This is a genomic window from Streptococcus gwangjuense (assembly GCF_003627155.1).
GTDB lineage: Bacteria > Bacillota > Bacilli > Lactobacillales > Streptococcaceae > Streptococcus > Streptococcus gwangjuensis.
The window spans coordinates 645,093-657,537 of the sequence record NZ_CP032621.1; the positions used below are offsets into that span (position 1 = coordinate 645,093).

General features: G+C 40.2%; 12 protein-coding genes and 2 pseudogenes. 13 read left to right on the forward strand and 1 reads right to left on the reverse strand.

Translation table 11 applies throughout. From position 1 onward, the window contains the following. Positions 1-2: 2 nt before the first annotated feature. From D7D53_RS03220 to ciaH, 10 genes and pseudogenes are all read left to right on the forward strand, one after another. Positions 3-818 (forward strand): hypothetical protein, encoded by an 816-nt coding sequence (locus D7D53_RS03220; protein WP_004259428.1) that lies wholly within the window; start codon positions 3-5, stop codon positions 816-818. A 72-nt stretch (positions 819-890) separates the two neighbouring features. After that, positions 891-1,817, forward strand: a pseudogene (locus tag D7D53_RS03225) (aldo/keto reductase). Positions 1,818-1,916: 99 nt separating this feature from the next. Beyond that, positions 1,917-2,153, forward strand: a complete 237-nt coding sequence (locus tag D7D53_RS03230) for a DUF2829 domain-containing protein (RefSeq protein ID WP_000142162.1) — start codon at positions 1,917-1,919, stop codon at positions 2,151-2,153. Beyond that, positions 2,146-2,844 carry a 3-oxoacyl-ACP reductase gene (locus tag D7D53_RS03235; RefSeq protein WP_120770104.1) on the forward strand — a complete coding sequence of 233 codons (699 nt, stop codon included), beginning with the start codon at positions 2,146-2,148 and terminating at the stop codon, positions 2,842-2,844. The genes D7D53_RS03230 and D7D53_RS03235 overlap by 8 nt, the downstream gene beginning before the upstream one ends. Before the next feature lie 20 nt (positions 2,845-2,864). After that, positions 2,865-2,993 (forward strand): annotated as a pseudogene (locus D7D53_RS10170) (NUDIX hydrolase); the annotation flags it as partial. Continuing rightward, positions 2,971-3,855, forward strand: a complete 885-nt coding sequence (locus D7D53_RS03240; RefSeq protein ID WP_120770105.1) for a putative PEP-binding protein — start codon at positions 2,971-2,973, stop codon at positions 3,853-3,855. The pseudogene D7D53_RS10170 and the gene D7D53_RS03240, both read left to right, overlap by 23 nt. After that, positions 3,815-4,255 (forward strand): ASCH domain-containing protein, encoded by a 441-nt coding sequence (locus tag D7D53_RS03245; protein ID WP_120770106.1) that lies wholly within the window; start codon positions 3,815-3,817, stop codon positions 4,253-4,255. Before D7D53_RS03240 ends, D7D53_RS03245 begins: the two co-directional genes overlap by 41 nt. A gap of 122 nt (positions 4,256-4,377) precedes the next feature. Next, positions 4,378-6,924 (forward strand): M1 family metallopeptidase, encoded by a 2,547-nt coding sequence (locus tag D7D53_RS03250; RefSeq protein ID WP_120770107.1) that lies wholly within the window; start codon positions 4,378-4,380, stop codon positions 6,922-6,924. A 107-nt stretch (positions 6,925-7,031) separates the two neighbouring features. Continuing rightward, positions 7,032-7,706 carry a two-component system response regulator CiaR gene (gene ciaR, locus D7D53_RS03255; RefSeq protein WP_000590639.1) on the forward strand — a complete coding sequence of 225 codons (675 nt, stop codon included), beginning with the start codon at positions 7,032-7,034 and terminating at the stop codon, positions 7,704-7,706. Beyond that, positions 7,696-9,030: a two-component system sensor histidine kinase CiaH gene (ciaH, locus tag D7D53_RS03260; protein WP_120770108.1), complete on the forward strand. Its 1,335-nt coding sequence runs from the start codon at positions 7,696-7,698 to the stop codon at positions 9,028-9,030. The genes ciaR and ciaH overlap by 11 nt, the downstream gene beginning before the upstream one ends. A 33-nt stretch (positions 9,031-9,063) precedes the next feature. Here ciaH and D7D53_RS03265 read toward each other — a convergent pair whose 3' ends face one another. Next, on the reverse strand, positions 9,064-9,351 hold the full coding sequence (locus D7D53_RS03265) for a DUF3270 domain-containing protein (protein WP_004259451.1): 288 nt from the start codon (positions 9,349-9,351) through the stop codon (positions 9,064-9,066). Positions 9,352-9,490: 139 nt separating this feature from the next. On the opposite strand from D7D53_RS03265, the gene D7D53_RS03270 reads away from it, so the two are divergent. The 3 genes from D7D53_RS03270 (at position 9,491) to D7D53_RS03280 (ending at position 12,444) form a co-directional block, all read left to right on the forward strand. Beyond that, positions 9,491-10,420: a peptidase U32 family protein gene (locus D7D53_RS03270; RefSeq protein WP_004259456.1), complete on the forward strand. Its 930-nt coding sequence runs from the start codon at positions 9,491-9,493 to the stop codon at positions 10,418-10,420. A gap of 105 nt (positions 10,421-10,525) precedes the next feature. Beyond that, a complete protein-coding gene (rpiA, locus tag D7D53_RS03275) occupies positions 10,526-11,209 on the forward strand; it encodes a ribose-5-phosphate isomerase RpiA (protein ID WP_120770109.1) in 684 nt (227 codons plus the stop codon). A gap of 23 nt (positions 11,210-11,232) precedes the next feature. Beyond that, the gene (locus D7D53_RS03280; RefSeq protein ID WP_120770110.1) at positions 11,233-12,444 is read left to right on the forward strand and encodes a phosphopentomutase; all 1,212 of its coding nucleotides are present in this window, start codon (positions 11,233-11,235) and stop codon (positions 12,442-12,444) included. The last annotated feature ends 1 nt before the right edge of the window (position 12,445 follow it).

The following is a 12,445-nucleotide window of genomic DNA, read 5'->3' on the forward strand; positions in this document are numbered from 1 at the left end:
CCATGAAGAAAATGAAGTATTATGAAGAAACAAGCGCTTTGTTGCATGAATTTTCTGAGGAGAATCAGCAGTATTTTGAGGAACTGTGGGATAGTTTTAATCTTGCTGGATTTCTCTATGATGAGGACTATCTCAGAGAGCAGATTTATTTGATGATGTTAGATTTCTCCGAAGCAGAACGAGATGGCATGAGTGCAGAGGAGTATCTAGGTAAGAATCCTAAAAAATTAATGAAAGAGATGCTTAAGGAAGCACCTCGCAGTTCTATCAAGGAGTCCCTTTTGACGCCAATTCTTGTCCTAGCGGTATTACGTTATTATCAACTACTAAGTGATTTTTCTAAAGGTCCTCTCTTAACAGTCAATTTGCTTACTTTTTTAGGGCAACTTCTTCTTTTTCTGATTGGATTTGGACTTGTGGCCACAATCTTACGTTGGGGGCTAGTCCAAGATTCTCCTAAGATGAAAATTGGCACTTATATTGTCGTTGGAATTCTTGTTCTGCTAGTCGTTCTAGGATATGGAGGAATGGGAAGTTTCATACAAGAAGGAGCCTTTTATCTTCCTGCTCCCTGGGATAGTTTATCTATCTTTACACTTTCTCTAGTCATCAGTATTTGGAATTGGAAAGAAGAGTTTTTTCGTCCCTTTAACAGTATGATTGTTGCCCATCTTATTGTAGGTTCTCTGCTCCGTTACTATGAGTGGATGGGAATTTCAAATGTTTTTCTTACAAAAGCTATTCCTTTAGCTGTCCTCTTTATTGGAATCTTTGTCTTGTTCCGTGGGTTTAAGAAGATAAAATGGAATGAAATATAGTCAAAAAGCCGTTGAAAAGCGGTTTTTTGTTATAATTAATTGAAGAATGTAGAATCAAAGGAGAAAAATTTGATGAGATACATAACTCTTGGTCAAGATGACAAAGAATTATCAGAAATTGTTCTCGGAATGATGAGAATAGAAAATAAGTCTGTAAAAGAAGTTGAAGAGCTTGTAGAAACAGCACTGTCTGTTGGAATCAATGCTTTTGACTTGGCTGATATTTATGGTCGTGGTCGTTGTTAAGAACTGTTAGGTCTTGTCCTAAAAAATCGTCCAGATTTAAGAGAAAAGATGTGGATTCAGTCCAAATGCGGCATTCGCATTGAAGAATTTACCTATTTTGATTTTTCTAAGGACTATATTATAAAATCAGTTGACGGAATTTTGCAAAGATTGAAGATAGATCATCTAGATAGCTTGCTCCTTCATCGACCAGATGCTTTGATGGAATCTGACCAAGTAGCAGAAGCCTTTGATCTCCTTTATAAACAAGGTAAGGTCCGAGATTTTGGAGTTTCTAATCAAAATCCTATGATGATGGAGTTGCTTAAAAAAGATGTCAAGCAGCCGTTAGCTGTTAATCAGCTACAATTGAGTGCGGCTTTTACTCCAGGATTCGAATCAGGTTTTCATGTTAATATGGAAGATAATCAAGCAGCTATGCGAGATGGCAGCATTTTTGAATATTGCAAATTACACGATGTGGTCATTCAAGCATGGTCTGTCTTACAATTCGGGTATTTTAAAGGGAATTTTGTTGGAAATGAGAAATTTCAAGCTTTAAATCAAGTACTTGATCGTTTAGCTATTAAATATGGAGTAACCTCTTCAACTATTGCCATTTCTTGGATATTGCGTTACCCAGCAAAAATGCAGGCAGTCGTAGGTACAACAAATCCTAAGCACTTGAGAGAAGTTAGACAAGCGGCAAACTTTAGCTTAACAAGAAAAGAATGGTATGAAATTTATCTTGCTGCAGGGAATAATTTGCCGTAAGTAGAAGCAGATGTAAATAAATCACAGTCAAAAAGCCGTTTTAAAGCGGTTTTTTTGTTATAATGAAGGGGAGAATTATTGATATTAAAGGAGAAAAACATGACATTTGAAGAAATGCTACCTGGATTAAAGGCTAAGAAAAAATATGTTCGTACTGGCTGGGGAGGAGCTGAAAACTATGTGCAGCTTTTTGACACCATTGAACAAAACGGGGTTGCACTTGAAGTGACGCCCTATTTCCTAATCAACGTGTCTGGAGAAGGTGAAGGTTTTTCCATGTGGAGCCCGACACCTTGTGATGTTTTAGCGACAGATTGGGTAGAAGTGCATGACTAAACGTGTACTCATTACAGGAGTGAGTTCAGGAATTGGCCTGGCTCAAGCTCAGCTTTTTTTAGAGAATAACTATCAAGTTTATGGAGTGGACCAAGGTGAAAATCCACTCTTACAGGGTGATTTCCACTTTTTACAGAGAGATTTGACCTTGGACTTGGAACCTATTTTTGACTGGTGTCCTTGTGTGGATGTTTTGTGTAATACTGCTGGAGTTTTGGATGATTACAAACCACTGTTGGAACAGACAACGCAGGAGATTCAAGAAATTTTTGAAATTAATTATATGACTCCTGTTGAGTTGACTCGCTATTATTTAATGCAAATGCTGGAAAATAAAAAGGGAATCATCATCAACATGTGTTCTATTGCTTCTAGCCTAGCAGGTGGAGGTGGTCACGCCTATACTTCATCTAAGCATGCCTTGGCTGGATTTACCAAGCAGTTGGCTCTAGATTATGCTGAAGATGGGATTCAGGTCTTTGGTATTGCTCCAGGAGCAGTCAAGACAGCTATGACCGCTGCGGATTTTGAACCAGGTGGCCTAGCAGACTGGGTGGCGAGTGAAACGCCAATCAAGCGCTGGATTGAGCCAGAGGAAGTCGCAGAAGTCAGTCTCTTTTTAGCCAGTGGAAAGGCATCTGCCATGCAAGGACAAATTCTGACAATAGATGGTGGCTGGTCTTTGAAGTAAGGGGAGTTGGATGGAAATCAAAAATCACAGAAGAGAATGCATCGCCAGAAGTCTTGAAAGTCAAAGCAGAATTATTATGATTTCCAGAATTGGACGAGACCTCTTACATGAATTGGAGGGTGAATGATGAGAAACCAACTAGCTCTTAGTGGCGAAAAAATTACTGAAAAAGTTTACCCACAACTATTTCACCACATTGGAATGATTCGTGGGGAATACTTGTTGAGGGAGCTTAACCAAAACATCCTGTTACCAAGTTGTCAGCAATTTGTAAAAGATTATCTAGATACTATTTGCTCCTTGTACTCAGATGAAGAGGTATGGTATCGTTTTTCTGAATTAACGAATACAGAAGCCAATTGTTTAGAGGGGACTAAAGAGTATTTTGATGAAAATCATCCCTTGTTTGGCTATAGAGGAACCAGGCGTTTACTGGCATGTTTGGATGAATTTCAGGCTGAAGCAAATGTTGTTACAGAAGTTTATCAAACCAATCCCAATTTGTCTCTCATTTTTCCTTTTGTAAATGATGCCGACCAATTAAAACAAGCTATTACAGTATTGCGTCAGTATGGTTTTACTGGGAAAGTCGGTACGATGATTGAATTACCATCAGCGTATTTTGACTTAGATAGGATTCTGAAAACGGGCATTTCAAAGATTGTAGTGGGAATGAATGATTTGACTTCTTTTATTTTTGCCACTGTTAGAAGCAGTCAATGGCATGATATGGAAAGTCCAATAATGTTAGATATGCTGAGACAGATGCAGGATAAAGCAAGGATGAAAAAGATTGACTTTGCTGTAGCAGGCTATCTGAATACTTCTTTCAGACAAAAAATGAATCAGATGGGTATCAAGTGCATTATCCACTATAGTTCTATTCCAGAGATTTTTGATTTAGAGATTGACCATCCAGACCATCTCAAACACATAAAAGAAGAAAGTAAAAAATTACAAAGGAGCACCCATGACACCGCAAGAAATGTGGAATGCATACAAGAAAATTAACCCCTCTATAGGAGATGAAATCGATGCTTGGGCTTTTGGAGTGGAAGCCGATCTCTTGGCAGATTTAGTCCTAAGAGGCGAAAAGACGGCAACGGCTTCGGCCTATGACCTCTACGAACTAGAAGGCGAACTTCTTCCGCAAGAAGGGACCTTTGACATCATTTTAGACAGTCAAAATCAGGCTGTCTGTATTGTCGAAATTACAAGGGTTTCTGTGCAATCTTTTAAGCAAGTTTCTGCGAAACATGCCTATAAGGAAGGTGAGGGAGACAAATCTTTAGCTTATTGGCGTCAGGTTCATGAGGACTTTTTCACTGAGTGGCTGCGTGAGGCAGGAATGACTTTTACACCTGAAAGCAAGGTTGTTTTAGAAGAATTTCGCAAGGTCTACCCACTGTAGACTGTTAGACGGAAGAAAGTTTTGGAAATCGCTGTCCAATCCTTTTTTCTTAAGCAAAACATGATATAATAAGTTTGTTTGAAGAAGAGCTCTAGCTCTTAAACTTAGAATAGGAGAAAATTATGCAAGCAGTTGAACATTTTATTCAGCAATTTGTTCCTGAACATTATGATTTATTTTTAGACTTGAGTCGTGAGACCAAGACCTTTTCTGGGAAGGTGACCATCACTGGTCAAGCTAAAAGTGACCGTATTTCCCTTCACCAAAAAGACTTGGAAATCGCTTCTGTAGAAGTTGCAGGTCAAGCTCGTCCATTCACAGTCGATAATGAAAACGAAGCTCTTCATATCGAACTTGCAGATGCAGGTCAAGTTGAAGTGGTTATCGCTTTTTCAGGTAAAATCACAGACAACATGACAGGGATTTACCCATCTTACTACACAGTTGATGGAGTCAAGAAGGAAGTCTTGTCAACTCAATTCGAGAGCCACTTTGCGCGAGAAGCCTTCCCATGTGTGGATGAGCCAGAAGCCAAAGCAACTTTTGATCTCGCTCTTCGCTTTGACCAAGCAGAAGATGAGTTAGCCTTGTCTAACATGCCAGAAATCGAAGTGGAAAACCGTAAGGAAACAGGTATCTGGAAGTTTGAGACAACACCTCGCATGTCTTCTTACTTGTTAGCCTTTGTAGCAGGTGATTTGCAAGGGGTAACAGCGAAAACTAAAAACGGTACCCTCGTAGGTGTCTACTCAACCAAAGCCCACCCACTATCTAACCTTGATTTCTCACTAGATATTGCCGTTCGCTCAATCGAGTTTTATGAAGATTACTACGGAGTTAAGTACCCAATCCCTCAATCTCTTCATATCGCCCTCCCTGACTTCTCAGCTGGTGCTATGGAAAACTGGGGTCTTGTGACCTACCGTGAAGTTTACTTGGTTGTGGATGAGAACTCTACCTTTGCCAGCCGTCAACAAGTTGCTCTTGTTGTGGCCCATGAATTGGCTCACCAATGGTTTGGTAACCTCGTAACGATGAAATGGTGGGATGACCTTTGGCTCAATGAAAGCTTCGCCAACATGATGGAATACGTCTGTGTGGATGCTATTGAACCAAGCTGGAATATCTTTGAAGATTTCCAAACAGGTGGTGTTCCGTCTGCCTTGAAACGTGATGCGACTGATGGTGTTCAGTCTGTTCACGTCGAAGTTAAACATCCAGATGAAATCAATACGCTCTTTGACGGAGCTATCGTCTATGCCAAAGGAAGTCGCCTCATGCACATGCTTCGTCGTTGGCTAGGTGATGCCGATTTTGCCAAAGGTTTGCATGCCTACTTTGAAAAACATCAATACAGCAATACAATTGGTCGTGACCTTTGGGATGCTCTTGGTCAAGCGTCTGGACGTGATGTCGCAGCCTTTATGGATTCTTGGTTGGAACAGCCTGGTTACCCAGTTCTTACTGTCAAAGTTGAAAATGATGTCTTGAAGATTTCACAAAAACAATTCTTCATCGGTGAGCATGAAGACAAGAACCGTCTATGGGTTGTGCCACTGAATAGCAACTGGAAAGGCTTGCCTGATACACTTGAAACTGAAAGTATCGAAATCCCTGGCTACGCAGCTCTTCTTGCTGAAAATGAAGGAGCTCTTCGTCTCAACACTGAAAATACAGCCCACTACATTACAGACTATCAAGGAGTCTTGTTAGAAGCTGTTCTCGCTGACCTAGTTGAGCTTGATAACACAAGCAAACTGCAAATCGTTCAAGAACGTCGTCTGCTTGCAGAAGCAGGGCACATTTCTTATGCAGACTTGCTTCCAGTCCTTGATAAGCTTGCTAAGGAAGAATCTTACCTTGTCGTTTCAGCTGTTTCTCAAGTAATTTCTGCCCTAGAGCGCTTTATCGATGAAGGTACAGAAGCTGAAAGAGCCTTCAAAGAATTGGTTGCTAAATTGGCTCGTCATAACTATGACCGTCTTGGTTTTGAAGCTAAAGATGGAGAATCAGATGAGGATGAATTGGTTCGTCAGTTGGCTGTTTCTATGATGATTCGTTCAAATGATGCAGAAGCTAGCCAAGTAGCTAGCCAAATCTTCGAAGCTCACAAGGATCAGCTTGCAGGACTTCCAGCAGCTATTCGCTCACAAGTTCTGATCAATGAGATGAAACATCATGAGACTAAAGACTTGTTGGCACTTTATCTTGATACTTATACTCACGCAACAGATGCGGTCTTTAAACGTCAGTTGGCAGGAGCTCTTGCATACAGCACAGATGCGGACAATATCCAAACCTTGATTGCTTCTTGGAAGGACAAATTTGTGGTCAAACCGCAAGACTTGTCAGCTTGGTATTTCCAGTTCTTAAACCATCAAGCAACTCAGGAAACAGCTTGGTCTTGGGCGCGTGAAAACTGGGATTGGATTAAGGCAGCTCTTGGAGGAGATATGAGCTTTGATAGCTTTGTTATCCTTCCTGCCCATGTATTTAAGACTCAGCAACGCTTGGCAGAGTACAAGGAGTTCTTTGAACCACAACTTTCTGATCTTGCTCTTAGCCGTAACATCGGTATGGGAATCAAGGAAATTGCAGCGCGTGTTGACTTGATTAACCGTGAAAAAGCTGCGGTGGAAGCAGTTGTTCTTCAATACGGAACTAAATAATTAAGACTAAATAAAAAGCAAACTCAGCTATCTCATGTAAAATGCAGAGAGTTGAGTTTTTTTTAAGGCAAATTTGGTATAATGGTTTTAATAAGGAGGAGTTTCTCATGATAAAAATCTTATTGGTTGAGGATGACCTAGGCCTGTCAAATTCAGTATTTGACTTTTTAGACGATTTTGCAGATGTCATGCAGGTGTTTGATGGGGAAGAGGGTCTCTACGAAGCTGAGAGTGGTGTCTATGACTTGATTTTGCTCGATTTGATGCTGCCTGAAAAAAATGGCTTCCAAGTCTTGAAAGAATTGCGTGAAAAGGGAATTACGACACCAGTTCTGATTATGACTGCCAAGGAAAGTTTGGATGACAAGGGACATGGATTTGAACTGGGAGCGGATGATTATCTGACTAAACCTTTCTATTTAGAAGAACTCAAAATGAGGATTCAAGCCCTTCTCAAACGTTCAGGCAAGTTTAATGAAAACACCTTGACTTATGGAAATATTGTAGTTAATTTGTCAACCAATACCGTTAAGGTTGAAGATACTCCTGTCGAATTGTTGGGGAAAGAGTTCGATTTACTAGTTTATTTCCTTCAAAATCAAAATGTTATTTTGCCTAAGACTCAGATTTTTGATCGTCTATGGGGATTTGATAGTGATACAACGATTTCGGTTGTCGAAGTCTATGTTTCAAAAGTCCGTAAGAAATTAAAAGGAACCACTTTTGCAGAGAATTTGCAAACCTTGCGCAGTGTTGGGTATATTTTAAAAGATGTTCAGTAAACTAAAAAAAACATGGTATGCGGATGACTTTAGTTATTTTATCCGTAACTTTGGTGTCTTCACTCTGATTTTTTCTACCATGACTCTGATTATTTTGCAGGTCATGCATTCGAGTCTCTATACTTCGGTGGATGATAAGCTTCATGGACTGAGTGAAAATCCTCAGGCAGTTATTCAGCTGGCAGTAAATAGGGCAACAGAAGAGATTAAAGATTTGGAGAATGCTGCTACAGATTCTAGCAAGACTGAGGTGAAACCCAATGTCAGCTCCAATACGGAGGTTATTCTTTTTGATAAGAATTTTACCCAGCTCCTTTCTGGAAATCGATTTTTGGGCTTGGATAAGATTAAGTTAGAGAAGAAAGAACTAGGCCATATCTATCAGATTCAGGTTTTTAATAGTTATGGACAGGAAGAAATCTATCGCATGATTTTGATGGAAACGAATATTAGTTCGGTTTCAACCAATATCAAGTATGCAGCTGTCTTGATTAATACCAGTCAGTTGGAGCAGGCTAGTCAAAAGCACGAGAAATTGATTGTGGTCGTGATGGCAAGTTTCTGGATTTTGTCTTTACTTGCCAGTCTCTATCTAGCTAGGGTCAGTGTTCGTCCTCTGCTTGAGAGCATGCAGAAGCAGCAGTCCTTTGTGGAAAATGCCAGTCATGAGTTACGAACTCCACTCGCAGTTTTGCAAAATCGCTTAGAGACCCTTTTCCGTAAGCCAGAAGCTACCATTATGGATGTGAGCGAAAGCATTGCATCGAGTTTGGAAGAAGTCCGAAATATGCGGTTTTTGACGACGAACTTGTTGAATTTAGCTCGTAGAGATGATGGGATTAAGCCGGAACTTGCAGAAGTTCCAACCAGTTTTTTCAATACGACTTTCACAAACTATGAAATGATTGCTTCAGAAAATGACCGTGTCTTCCGTTTTGAAAATCGCATCCATCGAACAATTGTCACAGATCAACTTCTTTTGAAACAACTGATGACCATCCTATTTGATAATGCTATCAAATATACTGAAGAGGATGGTGAAATTGATTTTGTGATTTCAGCGACCGATCGCAATCTGTATTTACTTGTTTCTGATAATGGAGTCGGTATTTCCGCAGAAGATAAGAAGAAAATATTTGACCGCTTTTATCGAGTGGACAAAGCTAGAACTCGTCAAAAAGGTGGTTTTGGTTTAGGTTTATCCCTAGCCAAGCAAATTGTAGATGCCCTAAAAGGAAGCATTACTGTTAAAGATAATAAACCAAAAGGAACAATCTTTGAAGTGAAAATTGCCATCCACACACCATCTAAAAAGAAAAAATAAAAATATCGCTCCAGATGGGGCGATATTTTGGATTTATCTTCTACGTTTTCGTTTGATAATAGACCGTTGAACTTTTAAAACAAGTAAGCTGGATCCGATTGCTGCGACAAAGGCAAGAGCAGGTGATAATTTTAATGCTAAAAAGATAAAACTAAAGATAGCAATACAGATACAAAAAACAGCGATATTAACAAAAAATAGGATTTCCTTGAGATTGGTATCAGATTGCGCTTCAGGTGTATAATCTTGATAGCGAGGAACCTGCTGGCTTAATTCTTCTTGATTGTCTACCTCATAGGATTGTAATTTTCTTACGGGCATTATTCTCTCCTTAACAGTACATACCTATTTTATCATTTTTTCAGCAGAGAATTATTACAGAAAGGTTACAATAAGAATAAAGTCCCTTTTCATTTTTAAAGAATGGCTGATTTTCCAGAAATGTGGTATAATTTTTCTTATGGAAAAGATTATCATTACAGCAACTGCTGAAAGTATTGAACAAGTTAAACAACTTCTCGAAGCTGGCGTAGACCGTATCTATGTCGGTGAGAAAGATTTTGGCCTTCGCCTGCCAACGACCTTTAGTTATGACCAATTGCGTGAAATCGCTAATCTGGTTCATGATACTGGTAAGGAATTGATCGTTGCGGTTAACGCCCTCATGCACCAAGATATGATGGATCGTATCAAGCCTTTCTTAGACTTTTTGGAAGAAATCAAGACAGACTACATTACGATTGGGGATGCAGGTGTCTTTTACGTAGTCAACCGCGATGGTTATTCCTTTAAGACCATCTACGATGCTTCAACCATGGTAACTAGCAGTCGCCAGATTAACTTCTGGGGACAAAAGGCTGGCGCATCTGAGGCTGTTTTGGCGCGTGAAATTCCATCTGCTGAACTCTTCAAAATGCCAGAGATTTTGGAAATTCCTGCTGAAGTTTTGGTTTACGGAGCTAGTGTTATTCACCATTCTAAGCGTCCGCTCTTGCAAAACTACTATAACTTCACGCATATCGATGATGAAAAGACTCGCAAGCGTGACCTTTTCTTGGCAGAGCCAAGTGACCCTGAGAGCCATTATTCCATTTTTGAAGACAATCATGGTACTCATATCTTTGCCAATAACGACCTTGATTTGATGACAAAATTGACAGAATTGGTAGAGCATGGCTTTACTCACTGGAAACTAGAAGGGCTCTACACTCCTGGTCAGAACTTTGTTGAAATTGCAAAACTCTTTATCCAAGCGCGTAGCTTGATTCAAGAGGGCAATTTTAGCCATGACCAAGCCTTCTTGCTGGATGAAGAATTGCGTAAACTTCACCCTAAAAACCGTTTCCTTGATACAGGATTTTATGACTACGATCCTGACATGGTTAAATAGGACATCAAAACCCGAAATAAAAATGTTCGGGTTTTTCCAGAGTATCCATGAAATAAAAAGGGATACATGTTATAATAAAAGTAGCTCTTTAATGGAGGTGTTTGAGTGGAAAATCTGAAGAAAATGGCAGGCATCAAGGCTGCTGAGTTTGTCAAGGATGGGATGGTTGTTGGACTGGGAACGGGCTCTACTGCCTACTATTTCGTAGAAGAAATAGGTCGTCGTATCAAGGAAGAAGGGTTGCAGATTACAGCTGTAACAACTTCTAGTGTGACTAGTAAACAGGCTGAAGGGCTTAAGATCCCTCTCAAGTCTATTGACCAAGTTGACTTTGTTGATGTGACGGTTGATGGCGCGGATGAAGTGGATAGTCAGTTTAACGGAATCAAAGGCGGTGGGGGCGCCCTTCTCATGGAGAAGGTTGTGGCAACGCCTTCAAAAGAATACATTTGGGTGGTGGATGAAAGCAAGCTGGTAGATAAACTAGGTGCTTTTAAATTGCCAGTAGAAGTGGTTCAGTATGGCGCAGAGCAAGTTTTTCGTCGTTTTGAGCGAGCTGGCTATAAACCAAGTTTCCGTGAAAAAGACGGCCAACGTTTTGTGACTGATATGCAGAATTTTATCATTGACCTTGCCTTGGATGTCATTGAAGATCCAATTGCCTTTGGGCAAGAATTGGACCATGTCGTTGGTGTTGTAGAACACGGCTTATTTAACCAAATGGTAGATAAGGTCATCGTTGCTGGACAAGATGGAGTTCAGATTTTAACTTCAACAAAAGCAAAATAATCAAAATAATAAGGAGATACACTATGTCAAAATTTAATCGTATTCACTTGGTAGTACTAGATTCTGTGGGAATTGGTGCTGCACCAGATGCTAATAACTTTGTCAATGCAGGGGTTCCAGATGGGGCTTCTGACACATTGGGACACATTTCAAAAACAGTTGGTTTGAATGTGCCAAATATGGCTAAAATCGGTCTAGGAAATATTCCTCGTGCAACTCCTCTTAAGACTGTACCGGCAGAAAGCAATCCAACTGGATATGCAACAAAATTAGAAGAAGTATCTCTTGGTAAGGATACTATGACTGGACACTGGGAAATCATGGGACTCAACATTACTGAGCCTTTCGATACTTTCTGGAACGGATTCCCAGAAGAAATCTTGACAAAAATCGAAGAATTCTCAGGACGCAAGGTTATTCGTGAAGCTAACAAACCTTACTCAGGTACAGCTGTTATCGATGACTTTGGACCACGTCAGATGGAAACTGGGGAGTTGATTATCTATACTTCGGCTGACCCTGTTTTGCAAATTGCTGCCCACGAAGATATTATTCCTTTGGATGAATTGTATCGTATCTGTGAATACGCTCGTTCGATTACCCTTGAGCGCCCAGCCCTTCTAGGTCGTATTATTGCTCGCCCTTATGTAGGTGAACCAGGTAACTTCACTCGTACAGCAAACCGTCGTGATTTGGCAGTTTCACCATTTGCTCCAACTGTTTTGGATAAATTAAACGAAGCTGGTATTGATACTTACGCTGTTGGTAAAATCAATGATATCTTTAACGGTGCTGGTATCAACCATGACATGGGCCACAACAAGTCAAACAGCCATGGAATTGATACACTATTGAAGACCATGGGCCTTGCTGAGTTTGAAAAAGGATTCTCCTTCACAAACTTAGTTGACTTTGATGCCCTTTATGGACACCGTCGCAATGCTCATGGCTACCGTGATTGCTTGCATGAGTTTGATGAACGCTTGCCCGAAATTATCGCAGCCATGAGAGAGAATGATCTTCTTTTGATTACTGCGGACCATGGAAATGACCCAACCTATGCAGGAACAGACCACACACGTGAATATATTCCATTATTGGCCTATAGCCCTGCCTTTAAAGGAAATGGTGTCATTCCAGTAGGACATTTTGCAGATATCTCAGCGACTATTGCCGATAACTTTGGTGTTGAAACTGCCATGATTGGGGAAAGTTTCTTAGGTAAATTGGTATAAG